The sequence below is a fragment of the Methylobacterium sp. Leaf94 genome, from assembly GCF_001426045.1.
Classification (GTDB): domain Bacteria; phylum Pseudomonadota; class Alphaproteobacteria; order Rhizobiales; family Beijerinckiaceae; genus Methylobacterium.
Genome location: NZ_LMRM01000045.1, coordinates 18,340 through 43,897, shown reverse-complemented (window position 1 = coordinate 43,897; position 25,558 = coordinate 18,340). Strand labels below are relative to the sequence as shown.

The following is a 25,558-nucleotide window of genomic DNA, read 5'->3' as shown; positions in this document are numbered from 1 at the left end:
GGAAGGGGCGCGCCCGTCCCGGGTGGGCCGGAAGCGCGATGGGCGGTCCCTACTCTGCCGCCTCGCTGTAGGAGTCCACCGGCGGGCAGGCGCAGACGAGGTTGCGGTCGCCGTAGGCGTTGTCGACCCGGTTGATCGGGGGCCAGTATTTGTCCATCCCCAGGCTTCCGCTCGGGAAACAGGCCGCCTCGCGGGAATAGGGGCGTTCCCAGGCTCCCACGAGGTCCCGCACCGTGTGGGGCGCGTGCTTCAGGGGATTGTTGGCCCTGTCCATCCGCCCGTCCTCGATGGCGCGGATTTCCTCGCGGATCGCCAGCATGGCCTCGCAGAAGCGGTCGATCTCGCCCTTGGTCTCGGATTCGGTGGGCTCGATCATCAGGGTGCCGGCCACCGGCCAGGACATGGTCGGCGGGTGGAAGCCGCAATCGATCAGGCGCTTGGCGATGTCCTCGACGCTGACACCCGCGCTCTTCTGGAACGGCCGCACGTCGATGATGCACTCGTGCGCCACCCGGCCCTGGGCGCCTGAATACAGCACCGGGTAGGCGCCCTTCAGCCGGGCCGCGATGTAGTTGGCGTTCAGGATGGCGATGCGGGTCGCCTGGGTCAGGCCGCGCCCGCCCATGAGCAGGCAGTAGCTCCAGGAGATCGGCAGGATCGAGGCCGAGCCGTAGGGCGCCGCCGAGACCGCACCCGCCTCTCCGGTGCGCGGGTCGGAGGGCAGGAACGGGATCAGGTGCGCCTTGACGCCGATCGGTCCCATGCCGGGGCCGCCCCCGCCATGGGGGATGCAGAACGTCTTGTGCAGGTTGAGATGGCTGACGTCGGCCCCGATATCGCCGGGGCGGGCGAGGCCCACCAGGGCGTTCAGGTTGGCCCCGTCGAGGTAGACCTGTCCGCCGTGGCCGTGGACGATGTCGCAGATCGCGCGCACCTGCACCTCGAACACCCCGTGGGTCGACGGATAGGTGATCATGCAGGCGGCGAGCGTCTCGGAATGCAACTCGGCCTTCCGGCGGAAATCGTCGAGGTCGACGTTGCCCTGCGCGTCGGCGCCCACCACCACGACGCTCATACCGCACATCTGCGCCGAGGCCGGGTTGGTGCCGTGGGCCGAGGACGGGATCAGGCAGACGGTCCGGTGCGCGTCGCCCCGCGCGCGGTGATAGGCCCGGATGGCCAGGAGCCCGGCATACTCGCCCTGAGCCCCGGAATTCGGCTGCATCGAGATCGCGTCGTAGCCGGTGATGGCGCAGAGCTTCTCGGACAGGTCGTCGATGAGCGCCCGGTAGCCCAGCGCCTGGTCCGCCGGGACGAAGGGGTGGATCTCGGCGAATTCCGGCCAGGAGACGGGGAGCATCTCGGCGGTGGCGTTGAGCTTCATCGTGCAGGAGCCCAGCGGGATCATCGCCCGGTCCAGCGCCAGGTCCCGGTCGGCGAGGCGGCGCATGTAGCGCGTCATCTCGCTCTCGGCCCGGTTCATGTGGAAGATCGGGTGCGTCAGGTAGGGGGAGGTCCGCACCAGCGCGGCGGGCAGGCGGTGCTCCGGCCAGGCCTCGTCATAGGCCGGGTCCTTCGCCCCGAAGGCGCGCCAGACGGCCTGGAGGATGTCGGGCCGGGTGCGCTCGTCCACCGTGATGCCGATGCGGTCGTCGCCCACCGTCCGCAGGTTGACGCCGTTGGCCACCGCCTGTCCGAGGATCAGGCCCTGGAAGGCGCCGACCCGCACGGTGATCGTGTCGAAGAAGTGCTCCGGCTCCACCGTGAAGCCGAGGGCCTCCAGCCCGTCGGCGAGGCGCACGGCGTCGCGATGGACCCGAGCCGCGATCGCCTTCAGCCCGCGCGGGCCGTGGAAGACCGCGTACATGCCGGCGATGACCGCGAGCAGCACCTGCGCGGTGCAGATGTTCGAGGTCGCCTTCTCGCGGCGGATGTGCTGCTCGCGCGTCTGGAGCGCGAGGCGGTAGGCGCGGTTGCCGCGGGCATCCACCGAGACCCCGACGAGGCGGCCCGGCAGGGTGCGCTTGTGCGCGTCCCGGGTCGCCATGTAGGCGGCGTGCGGCCCGCCATAGCCCATCGGCACGCCGTAGCGCTGCATTGAGCCGACGGCGATGTCCGCGCCCATCTCGCCCGGCGATGTGAGCAGCGTCAGTGCCAGGGGGTCGGCCGCCACCACCGCGACCGCGCCGGCCGCGTGCAGGTCGGCGATGGGCCGGGTCAGGTCGCGGATGCCGCCGCAGACGCCGGGATACTGGAAGATCGCCCCGAAGACCTGGGCGGGGTCGAGGTCCTTGGCCGGATCGCCGACCACGACGGTCCAGCCCAGCGGCGCGGCGCGGGTGCGCAGCACTGCGATGGTCTGGGGCAGGCACTCGGCATCGACGAAGAACGCGGTCCGGCCCGAGCCGGCGATGCGCTGCGCCATGCCCATGGCTTCCGCCGCGGCGGTGGCCTCGTCGAGCAGCGAGGCGTTGGCGATGTCGAGGCCGGTCAGGTCGCAGACCAGGGTCTGGAAGTTCAGGAGCGCCTCGAGCCGGCCCTGGCTGATCTCAGGCTGGTAGGGCGAGTAGGCGGTGTACCAGGCCGGGTTCTCGAAGATGTTGCGCTGGATCACCGGCGGCATGGTGGTGCCGTGGTAGCCTTGCCCGATCAGCGAGACGAGGAGCCGGTTCTTGTCGGCGATGCCCCGCATGTGCTCGATCACCCGGCGCTCGGTCATGGCGACCCCGAAATCGAGGCGCTCCTCCTGCCAGATGTCGGCCGGCAGGGTCTCGTCCATTAGGGCATGCAGGCTCTCGGCGCCGACGACGCCGAGCATCGCCTCGATTTCCTGCGTCGTCGGGCCGATGTGGCGGCGGTTGGCGAAGTCGTAGGGGTCGTAGCGGTCGGTGGTCATGGGGGACCTCGGATTGTGAATGATCTGGACTGTGCCGTCGCATCCCTTCTCCCCTCAGCGGGAGAAGGTGGCCCGCGCAGCGGGTCGGATGAGGGAAGCGCCGTATCCGGAGAGGTTGCTCCCTCTCCCGCCCACTCCGTGGGCACCCTCCCCCGCTGAGGGGGGAGGGTAAGCGGCGGCGCTACTTCGCGAACTCGGCGTAGGCGGCCGCGTCCATCAGCCCCTCGAGGCTGGCCGGATCGTCGAGGCGGATGCGGTAGAGCCACCCGGCGCCCTGCGGGTCGGTGCCCACGCTGGACGGGTCGGCCACCGCCGCTTCGTTGACCTCGGTGACCTCGCCGGAGACCGGCGCATAGACGTCCGAGGCCGCCTTGACGGACTCGACCACCGCCGCGGCTTCGCCCTTGGCCAGCTTCGCGCCGACCTTCGGCAACTCAATGAAGACGAGGTCGCCGAGCTGTTCGGCGGCGTGGGTGGTGATGCCCACCGTGGCGACGTCGCCGGTGCAATCCAGCCACTCGTGCTCGTCCGTGAACTTCCGCATCGCTTTCTCCTGGTTGTTGGCAAAGGGGGGGGACGGAACGGGCCCGATCAGGCGCGCTTGAAGCCTGCCGGAACGAAGGGAAGAGCCGAGACCGCGACGGCGAGGCGCTTACCGCGCACCTCGGCGAAGACGCGGGTGCCGGGGGCGGCGAGGGCGGCCGGCAGGTAGCCCATGGCGATGGGGGCCTGCAGGCTCGGCCCGAAACCGCCGGACGTCACTTGGCCGACCGCCGCGCCGGTCTCGTCTGCGAAGAGCGGCGCGCCGGCCCGCACGGGGGTGGGCCCCTCGGGGCGCAGGCCGACGCGCTTGCGCGCCGGGCCGGCCTCCAGGGCGTCAAGGATGCGCCCCGCGCCGGGAAAGCCGCCGGCCCGGGGCCCGCCACGGCGGCGCACGTTCGGAATGGCCCAGGACAGGCCGGCCTCCACCGGGTCGATGCCGGGGTGGATGTCGTTGCCGTGCAGGCACAGCCCGGCCTCGAGGCGCAGGGAATCGCGGGCGCCGAGCCCGACCGGCAGCACGTCCGGATCGGCGAGCAGCGCCTCGGCCAGGGCCTCCGCCCTGTCCTCCGGTATCGAGATCTCGAAGCCGTCCTCGCCGGTATAGCCGGAGCGTGTGACGATGGCGGAGGCGCCCAGCAGCTCGAGCATCCGCACGTCCATGAAGCGCATCCCGGCCACCTCCGGTGCGAGGCGCGCCAGGGCCGCCTCCGCGCCCGGCCCCTGCAGGGCGACGAGGGCGCGGGCCAGCACGGTCACCGTGCAGGTGTCGGAGAGATTCGCGCGGAGATAGGCCGCGTCGTCGACCTTGTTGGCGGCGTTGACCACGAGGAAGAGGCTGTCGCCGCAATGGGCGACCATGAGGTCGTCGCGGATGCCGCCCGACGCATCGAGGAGGAGCCCGTAGCGCTGGCGGCCCGGCTTCAGGCCCAGGACATCGATGGGCAGGAGGGTTTCCAGGGCGCGCGCCGCGTCGCCCACATCGCCCGAGTGCGGGGTGAGCCGGATCTGGCCCATATGCGACACGTCGAACAGGCCGGCCTGGGCCCGCGTGTGCAGGTGCTCCTTGAGGAGGCCGGCCGGGTACTGCACCGGCATGGCGTAGCCTGCGAAGGGGACCATGCGGCCGCCATGACGCAGGTGCAGGGCATGCAGGGGTGTGCGGGCAACATCAGGGGACATCGGATCACTCCACGACGAACAGCCTCCGGAAGCTCGACTGAGCGTGTCCGGCTGCCCCCATCTGTCGCGGTTACCTGAGAGCTTCTCCCCGACCGCGGCTGCGGTCCGGGATTTCTCCTTCGGTGGGCGCCATCAGGCGCCTCTCTCCAGATTGTCCTACGGTACGGTGATTGTGCCTGAGAGTTTCCGGGGGTGGTTGCTCCGTCGGCGCCATGGTTCGAAGGCTTCGCTCTGTGAAACGCTCGACCTGGGCTCTCCCGTATCGTCCTTGATGACTCGGTCAGGGTTTCACATTGCACTGCGTCAGGCAAGGCGCCCTGCCCGGCCGGCGCGTTACGCTTTGTCCGATCCGTCAGTCCGGGCATGGCCTGGCGTCGACTTCGGGAACCGCGACGACTCGGGCTCGATTCCTCCAGCATGCCGATCGCATCAGGGCACGACCTCGCCGGCCCCCGCCCCCGCCGGACCCGCTCTTCGAAGTCTGTACCGGCCGCGATCGATCCTGCCCTGACGGACAAGGCGTTGGCGATCCATGCTCGCCTCTGCCCGGTCTACGGCTGCCCGATCCCCTACTTCCACAGCCTTGACCCATTGAGCGAACTCGTCTCCTCGCTCCTCTCCCACCGAACCCGCAACGCGGAGTCCGGCCGCGCCTTCAAGGCCCTGCGGGCGCGCTACCCCGACTGGGACCGGATGCTGGCTGCCCCCGTCTCCGAGATCGAGGCGACCATCGCCGGGGTGACCTGGCCCGAGCTGAAGGCGCCGCGACTGCAGGCGATCCTCTCCGCCGTGCAGGCGCGCCACGGCGCGCTCACCCTCGACTTTCTGAAGGACATGGCGGTGGAGGAGGCCCGGGCCTGGCTCGAGGCGATTCCCGGGGTCGGGCCGAAGACGAGTGCGGCGGTGCTCTCCTTCAGCATCCTGCGGATGCCCGCCCTGCCGGTGGACAGCCACCACCACCGGGTCGCCCAGCGCATCGGGCTGATCGGTCCCCGCGTCGATGTCGGGCCGTCCCACCCGATCCTGCGGGCACAGCTGCCCGCCGACTGGAGCGCGCAGACCCTCTACGACAACCACGAGGTGCTGATGCTGCACGGGCAGAAGGTCTGTCACCACCGCAATCCCGCCTGCACCCGCTGCTTGCTCCTCGACCTCTGTCCCGAAGGTCAGGGTCGGACGGGGACCGGGGGCGCGATCCGCGAGCCCTAACGACCCCGGTCGTCCCGTGCCGACGCTCCCGTGCGATCGTCGGGGGGTTTCGCGAAGCCTTGACCGGTTCCGGCTCGGCGTCCAGAAACCGGCGCTCGGCTGCACGGGATCGACGTCCGCGGCCGCTCTCCCGCAATCCGCACGAGGACCCCGCCGCGATGACCGCGTTCAAGGAACTGGTGTTCTCGGGCGTACAGCCGACCGGGAACCTGCATCTCGGCAACTATCTCGGCGCCATCAAGCGCTTCGTCGAGATGCAGGCGCGCGATGCGCAGTGCCTCTACTGCGTCGTCGACCTGCACGCGATCACCCTGTGGCAGGACCCGGCCGCGCTGAAGGGCCAGATCCGCGAGGTCACCGCCGCGTTCCTCGCCGCCGGTATCGACCCGACGCGCTCGATCGTCTTCAACCAGAGCCAGGTGCCCCAGCACGCCGAACTCGCCTGGATCTTCAACTGCGTCGCACGGCTCGGTTGGCTCAACCGCATGACCCAGTTCAAGGACAAGGCCGGCAAGGACCGGGAGAACGCCTCGATCGGCCTCTACGACTATCCCGTACTGATGGCGGCCGACATCCTGGCCTATCGCGCCACCCACGTGCCCGTGGGCGAGGACCAGAAGCAGCACCTCGAACTGACCCGCGACATCGCCCAGAAGTTCAACAACGATTTTTCGCAGTCGATCGCCGCCCATGGGCACGACGAAGGGGCCGGCTTCTTCCCCGTCACCGAGCCCCTGATCGGCGGGCCGGCGGCGCGCGTCATGAGCTTGCGCGACGGCACCAAGAAGATGTCGAAGTCGGACGCCTCCGACAATTCGCGGATCAACCTGACGGACGATGCCGACGCGATCGCCGCCAAGGTGCGCAAGGCCAAGACCGACCCGGACGCCCTCCCCTCCGAGGTGGCGGGCCTGGCCGGTCGGCCCGAGGCCGACAACCTGGTGGGTATCTTCGCCGCCCTGAAGGACGTCACGCGCGAGGAGGTCCTGCGCGACTTCGGCGGCGCCCAGTTCTCGGTTTTCAAGGGCGCCCTGGTCGAGCTCGCGGTCGAGACCCTGGCGCCCCTCGGCACCGAGATGAAGCGCCTCGTGGCCGACCCGGCCGAGATCGATGCGGTGCTCGCCGACGGCGCCGAGCGCGCCGAGGCCATCGCGGCGCCGACCCTCGACGCCGTCAAGGACATCGTCGGATTCGTCCGCCGCGGGCCGCGCCTGCGGATGGTCCCCTGACAAGTGAGGCGATCCGGCCTCCGACAGGGCCGGCTTCGGGAGGTGCACGATGTCCGACTGGAACCCCGCCCTCTACGCTCGCTTCGAGGATGAGCGCACGCGTCCGGCGGCCGAACTCCTCGCCCAGGTTCCGCTCGCGGCGCCGGGCCTCGCCTACGATCTCGGCTGTGGCCCCGGCAATTCCACAGCGCTGATCGCGGCCCGCTTCCCCGAGGCCGAGGTCATCGGCCTCGACACCTCCCCGGCCATGCTGGAGCGGGCCCGCGAGCGCCTGCCCGGCCTCTCCTTTGCGCTGGCGGACGCGGCGACTTGGCAGCCGGAGCGGGCGCCGGACCTGATCTACGCCAATGCCGTGCTGCAATGGCTGCCCGACCACCCGGTGCTGCTACCCCGTCTCTTCGGCCTCCTGGCACCCGGCGGCGTTCTCGCCGTACAGATGCCCGACAACCTCGCCGAGCCGTCGCACCGCCTGATGCGCATGGTGGCGGAAACCGGCCCCTGGGCAGCGGCGATCGGCGACCCGGCCGTGGCCGGCCGGCTCGGGCGCATGCTGGAACCGGCCGGTTATTACGATCTGCTGGCGCCGCACGCCGCCGAGGTGAATGTCTGGCGCACTGCCTATCACCACCGGATGGCAGATGCGTCCGCCATTGTCGAATGGGTCCGCGCCACGGGCTTGCGACCCTTCCTCGACCCGCTCACGCCCGACGAAGAGGCCGGGTTCCTCACCGCCTACACGGCGGCGATCGCGGAGGGGTATCCACCCCGCCGTGACGGACGGCGACTGCTCGCATTTCCTCGGGTGTTCATCGTCGCGCGACGCGCGGGCTAGAGCATTTTCAAGCGAGGTGGATTCCGGCTCGCGTGAAGACAATGCGACCACACAATGGATAAGAGCAATTTCGGTGATCCAGAGATTACCGAAATTGCTCTGACGCCGCGCCGGTTCAGCTCTCGCCGCGCGCGACCCGGGCCTCGTACTCGGGCAACTCGATCTGGCCTTCCCGCGCGACGCGGGCCTTATCCTCCTCGGGGATGACGTCGGCGACCATGTCGAGGCGCTTCCAGAGGGCGAGCGGCGTCTCCTTGTCGGGGGTGGGCACGTACCGGTTCTGCGCCACCTTCTGGTACTTGTGGATGTAGCGCGGGCAGTTGACCCAGGCCTTCGTGACCTCGACGCGGACGAGGTACTTCGCTTCCGTGTATTCGGCCATCAGGGGATCGTCGCGCAGCATCCGGGCATGGCCCTGGACGCGGACCCGGTGCGGGGTCTCGAAGTCGATGAACAGCAGCCCGACCTTCGACTGCCCCTCGATGTTGCCCATCGAGTACCACATGCCGTTGCCGTCGAAGCCCGGGAACACCAGCGTGTTGCCGTCGAGCACCTTCACGAAGCCGGGGTTGCCGCCCTTGTAGGAGACGGTCGGCATGCCGTCGGGATCGACGGTGGAGAGAAAGAACATGTCCCGGCTGCCGATGAAGGCGGCTTCGGTCTCGCCGATCCTGTCCTGGACCCAGCCCGTGTCCAGGCGCTCGGCGAGCTTGACGGTTTTGAACTCTTCCTGCAGCGCGCGATGCGCGTCAGAGTAGAGCGATGCCATGGGGGTCCTCCGCGTTTCGGCTGCTCTCGTCCGGGCCGCCGTTGCCCGAGATGATCGCGGGAAACCCGTCGGAGCACAACAGGCGACGCGGCTCCGTCGCGTCCGAGCGCGCGCGGTGTGGCCCCGGGACCGCGCATCAAAAAGCCGGCGCCGCTCTTGCGACGCCGGCGCTCTCCGTCAGGGGAGGCCGGACGATGCCGGCCTCCCCGATCCCGACCTCAGTTCTTGGCCTTGTCGACCAGGGCCTTCTCGGAGATCCACGGCATCATGCCGCGCAGCTTGGCGCCGACCTCCTCGATCGGGTGAGCGGCGAGCTTGGCGCGGGTGGCCTTGAACGAGGTCTGGCCGACCTTGTTCTCCAGCATCCAGTCGCGGGTGAACTTGCCCGACTGGATGTCGTTGAGGACGCGCTTCATCTCGGCCTTGGTCTCGGGCGTGACGATGCGGGGGCCCGTGACGTACTCGCCGTACTCGGCGGTGTTCGAGATCGAGTAGTTCATGTTGGCGATGCCGCCCTCGTAGATGAGGTCTACGATGAGCTTCACCTCGTGCAGGCACTCGAAATACGCCATCTCGGGGGCGTAGCCGCCCTCGACCAGGGTCTCGAAGCCGGCCTTGATCAGCTCGACGAGGCCGCCGCAGAGCACGGCCTGCTCGCCGAACAGGTCGGTCTCGCACTCTTCCTTGAAGGTGGTCTCGATGATGCCGGCGCGGCCGCCGCCGTTGGCCGAGGCGTAGGACAGGCCGAGGTCGTGGGCGTTGCCCGAGGCGTCCTGCGCGATGGCGATCAGGGTCGGCACGCCGCCGCCCTTCAGGTACTCGCCGCGCACGGTGTGGCCGGGGCCCTTCGGGGCGACCATGAGCACGTCGAGGTCCTTGCGGGGCTCGATCAGGTTGAAGTGCACGTTGAGGCCGTGGGCGAACAGGAGGGCGGCGCCCTGCTTCATGTTCGGCTCCAGGGACTCCTTGTAGATGTCGCCCTGGAGCTCGTCCGGGGTCAGCATCATGACGACGTCGGCCTGCTTGGCGGCCTCGGCCACCGACATCACCGTGAAGCCCTCGTGCTCCGCCTTCTTGGCGGTGGCCGAGCCCTCGCGCAGGGCGATGACGATGTCCTTGACGCCCGAATCGCGCAGGTTGAGCGCGTGGGCATGGCCCTGGCTGCCGTAGCCGACGATGACGACCTTCTTGCCCTTGATCAGGTTGAGGTCGGCGTCACGATCGTAATAGACCCGCATGGCGGTACCTTCTCTTTTCTCTCGATTGGGCATGAAATCGGCATGAGTGCGCTCCGGCGCCCTCATCTGAAACGACATCCGCGCGGCCGTGCGATCGCGGAGCTTTTAGCGAGGCGATCCCCTTGACGGAAGGGGCATTGTCGCATGCCCCGTCCTTTGCCGCCCCTGTGCTGCGCTCAGGCCGGCAGTTTGAGGCCTTCGCGGGCGAAGACCGCCTGTACGGCGGGGCGCGCGGCCATGGCCCGGGCATGGGCCGTCCAGGCCGGGAAGCGCTCGGCCATGTCGAAGCCGAGCGCCGGACCCCGGCCCCAGGTCCAGAACAGCAGCAGGTAGGGATCGGCGATGCTGTAGGCCTCGCCGACGGCCCAGCCGCCGTTGGAGAGCTTGACCTCGGTCATCGTGAACAGGTCGCCGCAGGTCTCGGCGCCCCTGGCCTGGATGCCCGGGAAGGCCGTTTCGTCGTTCGAGTACCGCTCGGCCCGGCGGATATGCGCGTAGGCGATGTGGTGGCCGGTGGAGAGCCAGCCGAGCCACTCGTCGACCCGGGCCTGGTCGCGCGGATCCTGCGGCCACAGGCCGGCCTCGGGATGCGCGCGCGCGATGTGGCGCAGGATCGCGGTGTTCTCCGTGAGCACCCAATCGCCCTCCGCCAGCGCCGGGACCCGGCCGCGCTCGTTGACGGCAAGGTAGGTGGGCGCACGCTGGTCGCCCTTGGCGAGGTCGAGCCGTACCGTCTCGTAGGGTGCGCCGGTCTCCTCGAGGGCGATATGGGAGGCGAGCGAGCAGGCGCCGGGGGCGTAGTAGAGCGTGGTCATGTGATCTCTGGAGCGTTCCAGGTGATGCCGATCAACGTCGCGAGCGTCCCGCGAACTTCGGTGAGGACAGAGTTCGGCACGGAGCCGATGGACCGGCGGATGCGTACCTTCCCGTCGATCGAGCGGACCCCATCGACCAGAACGGCTCCCGCGATGCCAGACCTTGGGACCTACATCGGCTCGGCGCCGCGTCCCATCGCGGCGATGCCGGTGCGGGAGATCTCCACGAGGCCGATCACCGTCATCAGGCCGATGAAGCGATCGATCTCCTCGGTGGTGCCGGTGACCTCGAACACGAAGGAGTTCAGGGTCGCGTCCAGGGTCTTGGCGCCGAAGGCGGCCGCGAGGGTCAGCGATTCGGTGCGGTGCTCGCCGGTGCCCGCCACCTTGACGAGGCAGAGTTCGCGCTCGAGGGCCTTGCCCTGGAGCGTGAGGTCGACGACCCGGTGCACCGGCACGAGTCGGTCGAGCTGCGCCTTGATCTGCTGGATCACCGCATCGGTGCCGGCGGTGACGATGGTGATGCGGGAGAGATGGCGCGCCACCTCGGTCTCCGACACCGTCAGGCTCTCGATGTTGTAGCCCCGTCCCGAGAACATCCCCGAGATCCGGGCGAGCACGCCGGGCTCGTTGTCGACGATGACGGCCAGGGTGTGCCGGTTGATCGGCTCGACCCGGCCGGCATCGGGATAGTGCGTGTTCATGGCATTCATGGCGTGCCCCGGATCTTCGTCTGCGATGGCGTGTCGTGAGTGGCCCGGCGGGGCCGATCGGAAAAGGACCGGGCGCGCGGCGCCCGATCCGGATGCGTCAGGATGGGTCCGGAGGCTCAGACCAGCATCTTGCCCTCTTCGGAGATGACGTCCCCGATTTCGACCCCGGTCTCGCCGAGGTAGTCGGACAGCAGCATCTCGTTGTGCGCCTTGCCCGACGGGATCATCGGGAAGCAGTTCTCCTTCTTGTCGACGACGCAGTCGAAGACGACCGGGCCGTCATAGTCGAGCATCTCGGCGATCGCCGCGTCGAGGTCGCCCGGCTTCTCGCAGCGGATGCCCTTGGCGCCGTAGGCCTCGGCCAGCTTCACGAAATCCGGCAGGCTCTCGGAGTAGCTCTGCGAGTAGCGCGAGCCGTGCAGCAGCTCCTGCCACTGGCGCACCATGCCCATGTACTCGTTGTTCAGGATGAAGATCTTGACCGGCAGGCGGTACTGAACCGCCGTGGACAGCTCCTGCATGTTCATCAGGATCGAAGCCTCGCCGGCGATGTCGATGACGAGCCCGTCCGGGTGGGCGAGCTGCGTGCCGATGGCCGCCGGCAGGCCGTAGCCCATGGTGCCGAGGCCGCCGGAGGTCATCCAGCGATTCGGCTCGTCGAACTTGAAGTACTGCGCCGCCCACATCTGGTGCTGGCCGACCTCGGTGGTGACGTAGGTCTCCCGGTCCTTGCAGGCCTCGTAGAGGCGCTGGACGGCGTATTGCGGCTTGATGATCGTGCCCGACGGCCAGTAGGCGAGGCAGTCGCGCGCCTTCCAGGTACGGATCTTGGTCCACCAATCCTCCAGGCGGGCCGTGTCCGGCTGGCGCGGCAGCGCCTTCCAGGCGGCGAGCATGTCTTCCAGCACCGAGCCGCAATCGCCGACGATCCCGACATCGACCTTGACGACCTTGTTGATCGAGGAGGCATCGATATCGACGTGGATCTTCTTCGAGAACGGCGCGAAGGCGTCGAGGCGGCCGGTGATGCGGTCGTCGAAGCGCGCGCCGATGCAGACCATGACGTCGCATTCGTGCATCGCCAGGTTCGCCTCGTAGGTCCCGTGCATGCCGAGCATGCCGAGGAACTTGTCGTCCGAGGCCGGGAAGGCGCCCAGGCCCATCAGGGTCGAGGTGACGGGAAAGCCGGTCTCGGCGGCGAGCCTGCGCAGCAGGGCCGAGGCGTGCGGGCCGGCATTGATGACGCCGCCGCCGGTGTACAGGATCGGCCGGCGGGCGGAGGCCATCAGCTCGACGGCCGCCCGGATCTGAGCCGCATCGCCCTTGAAGGCCGGCTTGTAGGTCTTGTGGCCGTTCTGGGTCGGACGCTCGTAGACGCCCGACGCGAACTGCACGTCCTTCGGCAGGTCGATGACGACCGGGCCGGGCCGGCCGTTGGCGGCGACGTAGAACGCCTCGTGCAGGATGCGGGGCAGATCGTCGATCGATTTGACCAGGTAGTTGTGCTTCGTGCAGTGGCGCGTGATGCCGACCGTGTCGCACTCCTGGAAGGCGTCCGTTCCGATCAGGTGCGTGGGAACCTGGCCGGTGATGCAGACGAGCGGAATCGAATCGAGCAGCGCGTCGGTCAGGCCGGTGATGATGTTGGTGGCGCCGGGTCCCGATGTGACCAGGACGCAGCCGACCTTGCCGGACGAGCGCGCATAGCCCTCGGCCGCATGGACGGCGCCCTGCTCATGGCGCACCAGGATGTGCTTGAGGGTCTCCTGGTGGAAGAGCGCGTCGTAGATCGGCAGCACCGCGCCGCCGGGATACCCGAACAGCGTGTCGACACCCTGATCCTGAAACGCCCGGATGACCATTTCGGCCCCGGTCATGACCTCGCCGCCCATCGTCCTGCTCCTTGAAACTGTCTGTGCTGTTCGTGTCGTCCGGCGCGTCGCGGCAATAAAAAAGGGCCCCGAGGGACCCTGCATGCGCCACCATTCGGATCGCGGACCCTGTTGTCAGGTCCGCCCCGTCGGTGGCGCTTCCGTTACGATAAGGATGGCACGCATCGCGTCGTTGTCCGCCTCGTTCGTCCGCCCGACAAGGCGAATCGAAAATCGTGTGGGGTGTCTTACCGAAGGCGGCGACACCGGTCAACGCCGGGGCGCACGATCTTGCCGGTTCCGGCGTCGCACGTTCCCGGGCAACGGGCCCAGACAACGGACGCCGGATCCGGACCGGATTACTCGACCGGAACCTCCCCGAGGATGGCGCCGGTCTTCGGGTCCGCATCGAACCGCATCCGTCGTCCGTCCTTGATCCCCTCGCCGTCCCAGTGTCCGTCATCGGCTTCGAGCTTGGTGATCTCGCTGTAACCCGCATTCTTCAGGGCCTGCTTCGCCTGAGCCGGGGTGAGCCAATCGGCGCTCGGAACCTCGGCCCGGGCCATCCCGCCGACCGCGAGGAGAACGAGGGTCAGGGCGGCGGTACGGACGGTCTGGGCGGGTCGGGACATGTGAGGACTCCTGGGATGAGAGGTCCCGGCGGGCGCAGGCGCGCGGGGTCTCACTATATTAGGGCGGAGGGCCGGCGCCGCGAGGGCGCGACCTCGGCCGAGGCCACGGATTCGTGTTTGCTCCCCGCCGCATCGCCGTCCTATCAAGGCCGATGTCCGATGTCGGATCGCGTCCGGTCCCCGCCCGTCCACAAGGATCCCCGCCCCTGTCCGAGACCAGCGCCTTCCTCCTCCTGGACGTGGCGGGCGTCGCCTGCGCGCTCGCGCGCACGTCGGTGAGCGAGGTGCTGCCGCTGCCGGACCTGCACGCGCCGCCGGCCGGGGGTGGGCCGTTCGCGGGCTTCCTCAATCTCGGAGGCCGCCCGGTGCCCGTGGTCGACCTCGCCCGGCTCCTCGGCCTGCGCACGGACGCCGCGCGCCGCGACGCCGAAGAGGCCTACCGGCACATCCTCCTCGATGCGCCGCGGGGCATCGGTTTCCTGGTCGACCGCGTCGAGGACCTGATCACGGTGGAGGCGGCGGCGCTCCGCCCGGTCGCGGCGGAGCGGACCCTCAACGGCTGCGTCGTCGCCGAGATCGCCCGGGATGACGGCCTGGTCCACGTGCTCGGCCTGGCCCACCTCCTCACGGCGGAGGAGCGGGCCCGCCTGTCGGCCCTGACCGATGCGGCGGCCGAGCGCCTCGCCGCCCTGTCGGCCGTCTGACCCGGCCGCCACCCGGTATGCAGCAACCATGACGCGTCCGCCGCGCTCAGGCCCGGAGGTCGATCCGGGCTTTCCGGCCCTCAAGGCCCGGATCATCGCCCGCACCGGCCATCACTACTATGCCGACAAAGACGACCTCCTGTTCGACCGCCTGCGCAAACGCTTCCGGGTGCTCGGGCTCGCGGATGCGACGGCCTATGCCGCCTGCCTCGACGACCGCCTGACCGGCGGCCCGGAATGGGCCGCGCTGGAGGCCGAGATCACCATCGGCGAGACGTTCTTCTTCCGCTACGCCGAACAGTTCGCGGCCCTGCGCACCACCATCCTGCCCGCCCTGATCGCCGCCCGCGCCCCCGAGCGTACCCTCCGGGTCTGGAGCGCCGGCTGCTCCACCGGAGCCGAGCCCTACTCGATCGCCATCCTGCTGCACGAACTCCTGGGAACCGCCCTGCCGGAGTGGCGGGTCTCGATCCTGGGCACCGACATCAGCACGGCCGCCCTCGAGACCGCGCGGGCGGGGATCTACGGCCGCTGGGCGCTGCGGACCCTGCCCCTCGGCGAGCGCCTGCGCTACTTCGTGCCCGGCCCGGCCGTCGCGGGACCCGGCCGCGACGGCACCTACGCCCTGCGGCCGGAATTCCGCCGCATGGTGCGCTTCGAGCGGCGCAACCTGATGGACCTCCTCGACGTCCGCACCGCACAGCCCCTGGCGGAGTTCGACCTCGTCCTCTGCCGCAACGTGCTCATCTACTTCGAGGCCGAGGTCGTGCTCGGCATCGTGCGCGCCCTCGGCCGGCGCCTGACCCCCGAGGGCTGGCTCCTGATCGGGCATGCCGAGCCGAACCCGGCCATCGCGGCGATGCTGGAACCCGTGAACCTGCCCGGAACCGTCGCCTATCGGCCACGGGGCGCCGGCGCCCCGGTCCTCCCTCCGCCGCCCTGGGTCCCGGAGTTCGTCCCCGAGCCCGCCCCGGTCGCCCCGCCCATGCCGGCCATCGGGCAGCCGGAGGCGGCCGAGTTCGGCTCGTCCAAATCCGACCTGCCCGACCCGACCCTGCTCGACTTCCCCGGGCCCCCCGGCGCGGATGCGGTGGAGCCCCCAGACCCTTCGGTGCGACCGGACGATCCGGCCCGCATCCGGGCCCTGGCCGATGCCGGCGAGACCGCGGAGGCCTGGCGGGCGGTCCGGGCGGCGATCCGCGCTGCGCCGACCGATCCCGTCCTGCACTACTATGACGGCCTCCTCGCCCACAGCCTCGGGCGCGAGGCCGAGGCCGAGCGGGCCTGGCGCGGCGCGCTCTACCTCGACCGCACCTTCGTCATGGCGCATTACCAGCTCGGCTTGCTGATGATCGGCCTCGGCCGGCGGGCGGACGCGGTGCGGGCCCTCGACAACGCGATCCGTCTGGCCCAATCCCTGGCGCCGGATGCGGTGGTGGCCGAGGGCGACGGGCTCGGCCCGCACGAGATCGCGCGCAGCGCCGCCCTTGCCCGTGCCGGCGTGACAGGAGAAGGGCCGTGACGCAGACCCGGGCCGAAGCCCCCGCCGCCCGCCTGAAGGCCCTGCGCGCCGAGCGCTCCCGCCTGCTCGCCGGGCGTGGACGGGGGACGGCTGAGGCCGCCGGGCCGACGCGGGCCGTTCTCGTCTGCGCCTGCGGCGACGACCGCTTCGCCCTCGCCCTCGCCCAGGTGGCCCAGGTGCTGCCGGCCCGGCCGGTGACCCCCCTCCCCGGTGCCCCGGCGGCGGTCCTCGGGCTCATCGCCATCTCCGGCCGGGTCGTCAGCCTGATCGCCCTCGCCCGCGCCCTCGGACGCGGCGCCGCGGCGGCCAGCGACGAGGGCCACGTGGTCCTCGTGCGGGGCGCTGGGGTTCCGGTGGCGCTCGCCGTCGACCGCGTCCTCGGTATCGCCGAAATCGCCGAGGCGACGGATGTTCCGGCCCTCGCCGAGGCCGGTTTGAGCACGGAGGCGGTTTCGGGGTATGCCCCGCCCGGCGCCGGACCGGACGGGGAACCCGGGTTCGTCGTCGTCGATCTGCCGCGTCTCCTGCGCCGGTACCTGCCGTGACCGTCCCTGCCGCGCTGCCGCGCCGGCGGTGAGCCTTCTTCGTACTGCCGAGACCCGGGCCGTCCTGCCTCGGTCCCGCTCGAATTCCCGGAGCCTGGAGCCCCTCGTGTCGATCTCGATCGGAAAACGCATCCTCCTCGGCTTCGTCGCCATCACCATCGTCATCGTGGCGCTCGGCTTCTACGCCCTGGGGCAGATCGGCGTGGTGCGCGACACGACCGACGGCATCGTCACCCGCGACCTGACGGTGGCGCGCCAGCTCGACGATCTCGCCAACAAGGCCCGCGACATGGGCCTCCAGCGCCGCAACGCCATCATCGCGCTGCTGATGCGGGCGCGGGGCGGCCCGGAGCGGGATGACGGCTCCGCCTCCTGGCGCCGGTCCGCCGCCGAGGCCGAGGCGATCCTCGCCGAACTCGTGCGCGCGACGGACAGCTACCGGGCCCGGTCGGCTTCCGAAGAGCGCAGTCTCGCCTGGCGCAAGGTGAACGGCATCGCCATCGAGGCCGTGGCTGAACTGCGCGAGCTGCGCAGTGCGAGCGAGGCGCAATTCGCCGCGATCGCCGCCAAGGACGTGGACGGTGTCGAAGCCCGCAACGAGGCGTTGAACCGAAGCCAGGAGCTGTTCCTCAGCGACATCGAGCGCACCCGCAGCGCCCTCGACGAGGGCATCGCCGCCGGCCAGCGCAGCGTGGCCGATCTCTACGAGCGCAGCCGCCTCTCCATCCTGCTCACGCTGGGCGCCTGCATCGTTCTCAGCATCCTCATCACCCTGCTGATCAGCCGGGCCGTGGTGCGGCCTCTCGAGGCGGTGATGGCCTTCGCCGAGCGCGTCGGCGAGGGCGACCTCTCGGGGACCCTCGAGGCCCGGGGCAAGGACGAGATCGGCCGTCTCGGCCGCACCCTGAACCGCATGGTGGCGGGCCTGGCCGACCTCGCCCGGACCAACCGGGCCGCGACCTCGGACCTCAACGCGGCGGCGGCCGAGATCCGCGCCTCCGCCCAGGAGCAGGCGGCCAGCGTCGAGGAGCAGTTCGCCGCCGTGCAGGAGACCGCCGCCACGGTCGACGAGATCACCCATTCCGGCGCGCAGATCGGCAAGCGGGCCGGCGAGGTCATCGCCACGGCCCAGTCGACGGCCCAGACCTCCCGCGCCGGCCTGCGCGCGGTGGCCGACACCGCGCGGGCGATGGATTCGATCCGCGAGCAGGCCGAGGCGGTGGCCGGCAACATCGTCGCCCTCTCCGAGAAGACCCAGGCGATCGGCGACATCATCACCACCGTCAACGACATCTCGGAACGCACCCATCTCCTGGCGCTGAACGCCGCCATCGAGGCGGCGGCGGCCGGCGAGAGCGGGCGCAGCTTCGCGGTGGTCGCCTCGGAGATGAAGCTCCTGGCCGACCAGGCCAAGGCGGCCACCGGGCAGGTCCGGACGATCCTCGGCGAGATCCAGCGCGGCATCAACACCTCGGTTATGCTCACCGAGGAGGCGGTCAAGCGCGCCGCCGCGGGCAAGGCTCGCTCCGACACCACCCAGCGGACCATCGAGGAGATCACCGCCCGGGTCGAGGAGAGCGTCCAGACCTTCCAGCAGATCGTCGCCTCGACGAACCAGCAGCAGCTCGGCATCGAGCAGGTGATGGGCGCCCTGCAGAACATCCGCCAGGCGAGCCAGCAGACGGCGGCCGGCACCCGCGAGGTCGAGGCGGCCTCCGCCAACCTCACCGAACTCGCCCAGGCCCTGATGACGCTCGCCGAGCGCTACCGGCACTGAGCGGACTTCCACGGTTGGGAGACCTCCGGTTTCGCGGGGCATGAATGATGAACGAATGGCTTCGCGCGGATTCCGGAGGTGCGGAATCCGCCGCAACCCTGGGGCGACTTTAGGCGACCGATGGACATTCGCCAGCTTCTACTCGCGGCGTTCGAGGTCGAGCACCGCGAGCACATCGATGCGATCCGTGCCGCCCTCGGAGGCGAGGACGGCGAGCACGCGCCCGATTGGAACGACGTCTTCCGGCGGGCGCACAGCCTGAAGGGCGCCTCCCGGGCCGTCGACCTGCCGGCGGTGGAGGCGGTGGCCCATCGCCTGGAGACCCTGTTCGAGCGCGTGGTGGCGCAAGAGGGTGGTCTCTCGCGCACCGCCACCGCTGCCGTGCACCTCGCCCTCGACCGGATCGAGGCCTACGTCGCCGGGTTGACCGACGGGACGGGCCCGGACATGCCGGCCGATGCCCTCGCGGCCCTGGACCGCGCCCTCGATCCGCAGGCCGCCGCATTGCCCGAGACGGACCGGGCGCCGGACACGGCCCCCACCGCGGCGCCGGCCACCGATCCTGCCCCGCCCGTCGCCACGGCTTCGAAATCCGCACCGTCCGAAGCCCCCACCGAGGTCGCCCAGACCCTCCTGCGGGTGCCTGCGGACGCGGTCGAAGCGCTGACGCGGGCCACACACGAACTGGCCAGTGCCCTCGGGGGCGAGGCCGTGCTGGCCGAGGGCATCGCCCGCCTGGGGCGCCGGGCCGCCGACCTCGCCCGTCTCGCCGAGCGCCGGCGCGGCGCCCGCGGATCGGAGCCGGAGGGAGATGCGCGGGCCTTGGAGACCGGACTCCTCGCCCTGGCGCGCGATGCCGCCGACCTGGCACGGGTTCGCAGCGCTCTCGCATCCTCGGTCGAGGGCGCCATGGCCCGGGTCGCCGGCGAGGCTGAGCGCCTGGCTCTGGTCCCGGCCGAGACCGCCTTCGGGGGATTCGCGCGAGCCCTGCGCGACCACGCGCGCGAGGCGGACCGCGCCATCACAGTGACCGCGCGCGGTCTCGACCTGCCGGTCGATCGCGGGATGCTTCAGGTCCTCAAGGACCCTGTCCTGCACGCCCTGCGCAACGCCTTGAGCCATGGGGCCGAACCCCCCGAGACGCGCCGGCACCTCGGCAAGCCCGACGCCCTGGCCATCGGCCTCGACGTCGAGGTCCAGGGGGGGCGCCTGGTCGTCCGGATCCACGATGACGGCCGGGGGCCGGACCTCGCGGCCATCGCCGACACCGCCCGGCGCCGGGGCCTGCTCTCAGCCGACGCCGATCCCGGGCCGGAAGCGCTCCTCGCCCTGGTCTTCGAGCCCGGCTTCTCAACTGCCTCCGCCATCGACACCCTCTCGGGGCGCGGCATCGGTCTCTCGGTGGTGGCGGACGCGGCGCGCCGGCTCGGCGGCACGGTTCGCCTCCTGCCGCGCAGCCCTTTCGGCACCGAACTCGTCATGGCGCTGCCGCTCTCGGCCGCCCGCCGGGCGATGCTTCTCGTCCGGGGCGGCGGGATCACCTACGCGATCCCCAGCGCGTCGGCCGAGCGCCTGCTGCGCCTGGATCGCAGCGACCTCGCGCAGGTGATGGGCCGCACCGTGGCGCAGGTGGAGATCGGCGGCAGCCCCGTCAGCGTGCCGGTGCTGGATCTGGCAAGCCTTCTCGGCCTGCCGGATCGCGCGGAGGAGGCCGGGGCCACCTGCCCGGCGATCCTGCTCCGTGGCAACGGGCGCCGCTGCGTCCTCGCCGTCGATGCGTTGTCCGATGTGACCACCCTGCGGGTGTTGCCGGCCCCGCCGATCGGGACCGATCCGCGGCTGGTCACCGGAACCGTGATTCTGCCGGGGGATCGGCCCGCTCTCGTCCTCGATGCCGAGGGGCTGGTCGCATGGGCGGGCGAGGCCGGCTCGGCCGCGGCACCGCAACCCACAGGCAGTCGCGGAACGATCGCGCAGGCGCCACGTTCGACGATCCTCGTGGTGGACGATTCGATCACCACGCGAACCTTGGAGAAGGGTATCTTGGAAGCGGCGGGATACCGCGTCGTCGTTTGCGTCGACGGCCAGGATGCGCTCGACCGCTTGCGGGCGGGCATCGAACCCGTAGATCTCGTCGTCGCCGACGTGGAGATGCCGCGTCTCGACGGCTTCGGCCTCCTGAAGGCCCTGCGGGCTGAGGAGGCTTTCGCGCAGCTGCCGGTCATCCTGATGACCTCGCGCGGCGATGCGGAGGACGTGGCCCGCGGCCTCGACCTCGGGGCGGACGCCTACCTGACGAAGCAGACCTTCGACCAGCGCAAACTCCTCGACACCATCGGGCAATTGCTGTGACCGGACACGCGCGGGACGGATCGACGCTGGGAGCGCCCGTGCGGGTGCGGGTGATGCTGGTCGAGGATTCCCTCGTGGTGCGGCAGCTCCTCATCCACATCGTCGGCCGGGATCCGCGCCTGGAGGTCGTGGCGGCCGTGGCCTCCGGCGAGGAGGCCCTGGCGACGATCGGCCAGGTCCGCCCGGACGTCGTCTCGATGGATATCCGTCTGCCGGGCATCGATGGCCTAGAGACGACGCGGCGGATCATGGCCGAGCGCCCGACCCCGATCGTGGTCATCGCCGACGCGATCGAAGATTCCTCCCTGCGCATCTCGATGAACGCCCTGCGGGCCGGGGCGCTCTCGGTGGTGGAGAAGCCGGTGGCCACCACCAATGCCGGCTACGACGCCGCCGCGAGCGAGATCTGCACGCAGCTGCGCATCATGGCCGCCGTGCCGGTGATCCGGCGCCGGCCGATCGGCTCGGAATGGGCCGGTCGCGTCGCCGCGCCGCCGCCGTTGGCCGTCGCCCTCAAGGTGCCGGAAGCCGCCAGCGTCCTGGCCATCGCCGCTTCGACCGGCGGGCCGCCCGCCCTCGCCCGGGTCATCGGCGCGTTGCCGGCAAGTTTCTCCCTTCCTGTCCTGGTCGTCCAGCACATGGGTCCGGCCTTCATGGAGGGTTTCGCCAGCTGGCTGAACGGGGTCGTCGGGCTGCCGGTCGCCCTGGCCCGTGAGGGCGAACGGGCCGAGGCCGGCCGCGTCTACGTGGCACCGGGGGACCGGCACCTGGAGCTCGGCGGCGGCGGCCATCTGCGGATCAGCGATGCCGCCCCGGTAGGCGGCCAGCGCCCGGCCGCCACGGCCCTGTTCCGCTCCGTCGCCCGGCATGCCGGTGCGCGGGGCATCGGCGTGCTGCTGACCGGGATGGGCGAGGACGGGGCTCTCGGCCTCCTCGACATGCGTCGGGCCGGGGGGCTCACCGTCGCCGAGGACGAGAGCACCGCGGTGGTGTTCGGCATGCCGGCCGCCGCGATCCGCCTCTCGGCTGCCGGCACTGTGCTGCCCCTGGACCGGATCGCAGCCCATCTCGCTCGCGTGGCAGAGGCCGCGCCGTGACCGAGGCCACCCCACCCCGTCTCCTCCTCGTCGAGGATTCCGAGACCCAGGCGCTGGAACTGCGGCTGCTGCTGGAGTCGAAGGGCTTCGCGGTGGAGCGCTGCGCTACGGCCGAGGCGGCCCTCGACCAACTCAACACCCGCCTGCCCGACCTCGTGGTGGCGGACCATCATCTCCCCGGCATGAACGGCGACGAATTCGCCCGCCAGCTCCGGCTCTCCCTCCGCACCCGCGCCCTGCCCCTCCTGATGCTCACCGGCGCCCGCGACGGCGAGCGCCAGGGACTGGAGAGCGGCGCCGATGCCTACGTGGCGAAATCCGCCGATCGCGACCTCCTCGTGCTCCGTATCCGCGCCCTCCTACGCGAGCGCATGGGCGGCAGCGACGGGCCCGGCGTCTCCGCCTTCCGCCGGGGGCGCGTCCTCGTGGTCGATGCCAGCGCCACTTACCGGACCTTCCTCGCCGGCCTCCTCGCCCATGAGGGGCAGGAGGTTACCACCGCGGACAGCCACGCCGCCGCCATCGCGGCCCTGGAGGCGGCGGGCGCCGCCTTCGACTGCGTGACGATCGACCTCCTCGCCACGACCTATGACGGCCTCGCCCTCTGCCGGGCGATCAGCGACCACCGCAATGCCGGCCTCGCGGGCCGGGAGGCCGGCGCCCCGACCTTCCAGGTGGTTGGCATCGCCGGATCCAGCCCGGCCAAGGACTTCCTCGTGGAGGCCTTCGCCGCGGGCGCCGACGACGTGGTCTCGAAATCCGACGGCGAGATCTTGGTGATGCGGGTGCGCAGCCTCGTGCGCCGGAAGCTCCTGGAGGAGGACAACCGTCGCATCGCGGGCGAGTTCGGCGCCCGTGAGCGGGCCCTGGAGCGGGCCCGGGCCGAGGCCGAGGCGGCGGAGGCGCGCGCAGCCCTGGCCGGGGCCCTGGAGCAGGCCAACGCGGATCTCGCCACCGCCAACCGCAAGCTCACCGACGCGCAGGCCAAGCTCGTCCAGGCGGCCAAGATGGCCTCTCTCGGTGAGCTGGTGGCGGGCATCGCCCACGAGATCAACAATCCCCTCGCCTTCATCCTCGCCCACCAGGGAACGGTGGAGCGCATCCTCGGCGAGGTCGTCGCGGAACCGGATTCGCCCGACAGCCCGCGCCGGCTCAGGAAGTGCAGCGACCGGGTCGGGGCCATGCGCATGGGCCTGACCCGCATCCAGGACCTCGTCCTCAACCTGCGCAAGTTCTCCCGTCTCGACGAGGGCGAGCGCACCCTGGTGCACGTGCCCGAGGCGATCGAGACCGTGCTTGCCCTGATCCAGCACAAGCTCGGCGACCGGATCGCGGTCGTGCGGGATTTCGCGGGCCGGCCGGAGATCCACTGCACGCCGGCCCTCCTCAACCAGGTCGTCATGAACATCCTCGGCAACGCCGCGGACGCGATGCCCGATTCCGGCACCATCACCATCGAGACGCGCAGTCTCCCCGACACCGACATCATCCGGATCAACGACACCGGGTCCGGCATCCCGGAGACGCTGCGCGAGAAGATCTTCGAGCCGTTCTTCACCACGAAACCCGTCGGGTCCGGCACAGGTCTCGGCCTCGCGATTGCCTACAGTGTCGTGCAGGCGCATAGCGGCACGCTCAGCGTCGAGGCCGCTCCCGGAGGTGGGGCCTGTTTCGTCATCGGCATCCCACGACAGACGGGTTGAGCATGTCACAGGGCACGATCCTCGCCGTCGACGACGAACCGGACATCCTCATCGCCCTCGAGGACCTGTTCGAGGACCAGTACCGCGTCCTCACCACGACGAAGCCGGCCGAGGCGCTGCGGATGCTGGCCATCAACCCGGACATCGCCGTGATCCTCTCGGATCAGCGCATGCCGGGCATGACAGGCGACGCCATGTTGGCCGAGGCGCGCAAAGTCCACGACGCCCAGGCCATCCTGCTCACGGGCTACGCTGATATGAGCGCGGTGGTGGCGGCCCTGAACCAGGGCGGCATCACCGGCTACGCCACCAAGCCCTGGGACGCGAACCTCCTGCGCAACACCGTGCGCCAGGCCTTCGAGCGGCATCAGCTCGGGCGGGACCTCGCGACGGAACGGGCGCTCCTGCGCGGGCTCCTCGACAATGCCGAGGATGCGATCTCCTTCAAGGATGCGGAGGGGCGCTTCGTGCGCCTCAACGCCCGCAAGGCCGCGGGGCTCGGCGGCGACGTCGCCGGGTGCATCGGACGCACCGAGGAGGCGATCCTGGGCGACGGCGCAGCGATCCGTAGCGCGGATGCCGCCGCGTTCGCGGCCGGCGAGCCGAGTGACAGCCTGGTCGCCGAGGGGGCGACCGGGGCCGAGCGCTGGCGCCACGTCACCCGCGTGCCGATCCGCGACGCGGGCGGAGAGATCACCCATCTCGCCACCATCGAACGCGACGTCACCGACCAGAAATCCCTGGAGGCGCGCCTCCGGCAGTCGGACAAGATGCAGGCGCTGGGAACCCTGGCCGGCGGCATCGCCCACGACTTTAACAACCTGCTGATGGCGATCCTCGGCAGCCTCGAACTCGTGGCGCCGAAGGTCGCCGACCAGCCGCGGGTCCAGCGCCTCGTCGGCAACGCCATGCAGGCGGCTCAGCGGGGCGCCTCCCTGACCAAGCGCCTCCTCAGCTTCAGCCGCTCCCGCGACTTGCGCCCGCGCGCCGTCGACGTGAACGAGCTTATTACCGGGATGCACGATCTGCTCGCCGGCAGTCTCGGGGGCCTCGTCACCGTCGAGACGATCCTCGCCCCGGAGGCGCCGGCCGCCTGCGTCGATCCGGACCAGCTCGAACTCGCGATCCTGAACCTCTGTATCAATGCCCGCGACGCCATGCCCGAAGGCGGGCGAATCGCCGTCGCCACCCGCAGCCTCGTGCTGGACGACGATCCGGACCTGCCGGCCGGCGCCTACCTGTCCGTCGAGATCGCCGATTCGGGCAGCGGCATCGCCCCGGAGATCCTCGCGCGGGTCTGCGAGCCGTTCTTCACCACGAAGGCAGTGGGCCAGGGTACGGGCCTCGGCCTCGCCATGGTTTTCGGCCTCGCCCAGCAATCCCACGGGCGCTTGCGCATCGAGAGTGCCCCGGGGGAAGGTACCCGCGTCCAGATCATCCTGCCCCGGGTCGAATCGGCGGGTCCCGACGAGGTGGCGGTACCGGGGACCGCGACGCCGGCCGCCCGGGCGGCGCGCATCCTCGTCGTCGACGACGACCCGGAGGTCCGTCACGTGACGGCCTCGTTCCTGTCGAGCTTCGGCTACACCGAGCGCGAGGCCAGCGACGGGTCGTCTGCCCTTTCGCTGATGGAACAGGGAGCCTTCGACCTCGTGGTCGCCGACCTGGCGATGCCGGGCATGACAGGGGTGGAGTTCGCCGAGATCGTGCGCGCACGCTGGTCCGACGTGCCCGTGCTGATCGTGACCGGCCATGCCGAGGCGATCCCGATCCCGGCAGACCTGCCGGTGCTGCGCAAGCCCTTCGAATCCGCCGATCTCGCGGCGGAGGTCTCGCGTCTCCTCGACCGGGACGCCTGAGACGCGGCGTCGTCCGGGCAACGAAAAAGGCGGCCCGGAGGCCGCCTTGGTCGTCATCGAAAAGAGGCGTGGC

20 protein-coding genes and 1 riboswitch are annotated in these 25,558 nt (G+C 70.6%); of the genes, 11 read left to right on the top strand and 9 right to left on the bottom strand.

Annotated elements, in window-relative coordinates:
* Positions 1 to 49: 49 nt before the first annotated feature.
* The 3 genes from gcvP to gcvT all read right to left on the bottom strand — a co-directional run bounded on the left by gcvP (position 50) and on the right by gcvT (position 4,618).
* Positions 50 to 2,896, bottom strand: a complete 2,847-nt coding sequence (gcvP, locus tag ASG63_RS18690; RefSeq protein ID WP_056219955.1) for an aminomethyl-transferring glycine dehydrogenase — start codon at positions 2,894 to 2,896, stop codon at positions 50 to 52.
* Positions 2,897 to 3,077: 181 nt separating this feature from the next.
* Positions 3,078 to 3,440 (bottom strand): glycine cleavage system protein GcvH, encoded by a 363-nt coding sequence (gcvH, locus tag ASG63_RS18685; RefSeq protein WP_056219952.1) that lies wholly within the window; start codon positions 3,438 to 3,440, stop codon positions 3,078 to 3,080.
* A gap of 47 nt (positions 3,441 to 3,487) precedes the next feature.
* Complete coding sequence (gene gcvT, locus ASG63_RS18680) at positions 3,488 to 4,618, bottom strand: glycine cleavage system aminomethyltransferase GcvT (protein ID WP_056219949.1); 1,131 nt, start codon at positions 4,616 to 4,618, stop codon at positions 3,488 to 3,490.
* A gap of 51 nt (positions 4,619 to 4,669) precedes the next feature.
* Positions 4,670 to 4,778, bottom strand: a riboswitch (glycine riboswitch).
* Between the two features lie 257 nt (positions 4,779 to 5,035).
* Between gcvT and ASG63_RS18675 the strand changes: the two genes are divergently transcribed.
* The 3 genes from ASG63_RS18675 to tam all read left to right on the top strand — a co-directional run bounded on the left by ASG63_RS18675 (position 5,036) and on the right by tam (position 7,888).
* Complete coding sequence (locus ASG63_RS18675; protein WP_082559392.1) at positions 5,036 to 5,827, top strand: endonuclease III domain-containing protein; 792 nt, start codon at positions 5,036 to 5,038, stop codon at positions 5,825 to 5,827.
* 158 nt (positions 5,828 to 5,985) lie between these two features.
* The gene (trpS, locus tag ASG63_RS18670) at positions 5,986 to 7,056 is read left to right on the top strand and encodes a tryptophan--tRNA ligase (RefSeq protein WP_056219945.1); all 1,071 of its coding nucleotides are present in this window, start codon (positions 5,986 to 5,988) and stop codon (positions 7,054 to 7,056) included.
* 49 nt (positions 7,057 to 7,105) lie between these two features.
* Positions 7,106 to 7,888: a trans-aconitate 2-methyltransferase gene (tam, locus tag ASG63_RS18665; RefSeq protein WP_056219942.1), complete on the top strand. Its 783-nt coding sequence runs from the start codon at positions 7,106 to 7,108 to the stop codon at positions 7,886 to 7,888.
* 115 nt (positions 7,889 to 8,003) lie between these two features.
* Here the strand turns inward: tam and ASG63_RS18660 are convergent, their stop codons facing one another.
* From ASG63_RS18660 to ASG63_RS18635, 6 genes are all read right to left on the bottom strand, one after another.
* The gene (locus ASG63_RS18660; RefSeq protein WP_056219939.1) at positions 8,004 to 8,657 is read right to left on the bottom strand and encodes a pyridoxamine 5'-phosphate oxidase family protein; all 654 of its coding nucleotides are present in this window, start codon (positions 8,655 to 8,657) and stop codon (positions 8,004 to 8,006) included.
* Positions 8,658 to 8,875: 218 nt separating this feature from the next.
* Positions 8,876 to 9,895 carry a ketol-acid reductoisomerase gene (ilvC, locus tag ASG63_RS18655; RefSeq protein WP_056219936.1) on the bottom strand — a complete coding sequence of 340 codons (1,020 nt, stop codon included), beginning with the start codon at positions 9,893 to 9,895 and terminating at the stop codon, positions 8,876 to 8,878.
* 176 nt (positions 9,896 to 10,071) lie between these two features.
* Positions 10,072 to 10,710, bottom strand: a complete 639-nt coding sequence (locus ASG63_RS18650) for a glutathione S-transferase family protein (RefSeq protein WP_056219933.1) — start codon at positions 10,708 to 10,710, stop codon at positions 10,072 to 10,074.
* 170 nt (positions 10,711 to 10,880) lie between these two features.
* On the bottom strand, positions 10,881 to 11,423 hold the full coding sequence (gene ilvN, locus ASG63_RS18645; protein ID WP_056183565.1) for an acetolactate synthase small subunit: 543 nt from the start codon (positions 11,421 to 11,423) through the stop codon (positions 10,881 to 10,883).
* Positions 11,424 to 11,539: 116 nt separating this feature from the next.
* Positions 11,540 to 13,315, bottom strand: coding sequence for an acetolactate synthase 3 large subunit (locus ASG63_RS18640; RefSeq protein WP_056219930.1), 1,776 nt, complete (start codon positions 13,313 to 13,315; stop codon positions 11,540 to 11,542).
* A gap of 338 nt (positions 13,316 to 13,653) precedes the next feature.
* Positions 13,654 to 13,926, bottom strand: coding sequence for a PepSY domain-containing protein (locus ASG63_RS18635; protein WP_056219927.1), 273 nt, complete (start codon positions 13,924 to 13,926; stop codon positions 13,654 to 13,656).
* Between the two features lie 152 nt (positions 13,927 to 14,078).
* Here ASG63_RS18635 and ASG63_RS18630 point away from each other — a divergent pair, with 152 nt between their 5' ends.
* The 8 genes from ASG63_RS18630 (at position 14,079) to ASG63_RS18595 (ending at position 25,485) form a co-directional block, all read left to right on the top strand.
* Positions 14,079 to 14,630 (top strand): chemotaxis protein CheW, encoded by a 552-nt coding sequence (locus tag ASG63_RS18630; RefSeq protein WP_082514138.1) that lies wholly within the window; start codon positions 14,079 to 14,081, stop codon positions 14,628 to 14,630.
* A 28-nt stretch (positions 14,631 to 14,658) separates the two neighbouring features.
* Complete coding sequence (locus ASG63_RS18625) at positions 14,659 to 16,152, top strand: CheR family methyltransferase (RefSeq protein ID WP_056219923.1); 1,494 nt, start codon at positions 14,659 to 14,661, stop codon at positions 16,150 to 16,152.
* Positions 16,149 to 16,697 (top strand): chemotaxis protein CheW, encoded by a 549-nt coding sequence (locus ASG63_RS18620; protein ID WP_056219920.1) that lies wholly within the window; start codon positions 16,149 to 16,151, stop codon positions 16,695 to 16,697. Before ASG63_RS18625 ends, ASG63_RS18620 begins: the two co-directional genes overlap by 4 nt.
* A gap of 106 nt (positions 16,698 to 16,803) precedes the next feature.
* On the top strand, positions 16,804 to 18,474 hold the full coding sequence (locus tag ASG63_RS18615) for a methyl-accepting chemotaxis protein (protein ID WP_056219916.1): 1,671 nt from the start codon (positions 16,804 to 16,806) through the stop codon (positions 18,472 to 18,474).
* Between the two features lie 120 nt (positions 18,475 to 18,594).
* Positions 18,595 to 20,826, top strand: coding sequence for a hybrid sensor histidine kinase/response regulator (locus ASG63_RS18610; protein WP_056219913.1), 2,232 nt, complete (start codon positions 18,595 to 18,597; stop codon positions 20,824 to 20,826).
* A 53-nt stretch (positions 20,827 to 20,879) separates the two neighbouring features.
* Positions 20,880 to 21,923 carry a chemotaxis-specific protein-glutamate methyltransferase CheB gene (gene cheB / locus ASG63_RS18605; protein ID WP_056219910.1) on the top strand — a complete coding sequence of 348 codons (1,044 nt, stop codon included), beginning with the start codon at positions 20,880 to 20,882 and terminating at the stop codon, positions 21,921 to 21,923.
* Positions 21,920 to 23,626, top strand: coding sequence for a response regulator (locus tag ASG63_RS18600; protein ID WP_056219906.1), 1,707 nt, complete (start codon positions 21,920 to 21,922; stop codon positions 23,624 to 23,626). The genes cheB and ASG63_RS18600 overlap by 4 nt, the downstream gene beginning before the upstream one ends.
* A 2-nt stretch (positions 23,627 to 23,628) precedes the next feature.
* Entirely contained in the window at positions 23,629 to 25,485 is a 1,857-nt protein-coding gene (locus ASG63_RS18595) for a response regulator (protein ID WP_056219903.1), read from the top strand.
* Positions 25,486 to 25,558 lie beyond the last annotated feature (73 nt).

Coding starts and splice junctions, on each gene's coding strand:
- gcvP (WP_056219955.1), bottom strand. CDS start 2,896: ATGACCACCGACCGCTACGACCCCTACGACTTCGCCAACCGCCGCCAC.
- gcvH (WP_056219952.1), bottom strand. CDS start 3,440: ATGCGGAAGTTCACGGACGAGCACGAGTGGCTGGATTGCACCGGCGAC.
- gcvT (WP_056219949.1), bottom strand. CDS start 4,618: ATGTCCCCTGATGTTGCCCGCACACCCCTGCATGCCCTGCACCTGCGT.
- ASG63_RS18675 (WP_082559392.1), top strand. CDS start 5,036: ATGCCGATCGCATCAGGGCACGACCTCGCCGGCCCCCGCCCCCGCCGG.
- trpS (WP_056219945.1), top strand. CDS start 5,986: ATGACCGCGTTCAAGGAACTGGTGTTCTCGGGCGTACAGCCGACCGGG.
- tam (WP_056219942.1), top strand. CDS start 7,106: ATGTCCGACTGGAACCCCGCCCTCTACGCTCGCTTCGAGGATGAGCGC.
- ASG63_RS18660 (WP_056219939.1), bottom strand. CDS start 8,657: ATGGCATCGCTCTACTCTGACGCGCATCGCGCGCTGCAGGAAGAGTTC.
- ilvC (WP_056219936.1), bottom strand. CDS start 9,895: ATGCGGGTCTATTACGATCGTGACGCCGACCTCAACCTGATCAAGGGC.
- ASG63_RS18650 (WP_056219933.1), bottom strand. CDS start 10,710: ATGACCACGCTCTACTACGCCCCCGGCGCCTGCTCGCTCGCCTCCCAT.
- ilvN (WP_056183565.1), bottom strand. CDS start 11,423: ATGAATGCCATGAACACGCACTATCCCGATGCCGGCCGGGTCGAGCCG.
- ASG63_RS18640 (WP_056219930.1), bottom strand. CDS start 13,315: ATGGGCGGCGAGGTCATGACCGGGGCCGAAATGGTCATCCGGGCGTTT.
- ASG63_RS18635 (WP_056219927.1), bottom strand. CDS start 13,926: ATGTCCCGACCCGCCCAGACCGTCCGTACCGCCGCCCTGACCCTCGTT.
- ASG63_RS18630 (WP_082514138.1), top strand. CDS start 14,079: ATGTCCGATGTCGGATCGCGTCCGGTCCCCGCCCGTCCACAAGGATCC.
- ASG63_RS18625 (WP_056219923.1), top strand. CDS start 14,659: ATGACGCGTCCGCCGCGCTCAGGCCCGGAGGTCGATCCGGGCTTTCCG.
- ASG63_RS18610 (WP_056219913.1), top strand. CDS start 18,595: ATGGACATTCGCCAGCTTCTACTCGCGGCGTTCGAGGTCGAGCACCGC.
- cheB (WP_056219910.1), top strand. CDS start 20,880: ATGCTGGTCGAGGATTCCCTCGTGGTGCGGCAGCTCCTCATCCACATC.
- ASG63_RS18595 (WP_056219903.1), top strand. CDS start 23,629: ATGTCACAGGGCACGATCCTCGCCGTCGACGACGAACCGGACATCCTC.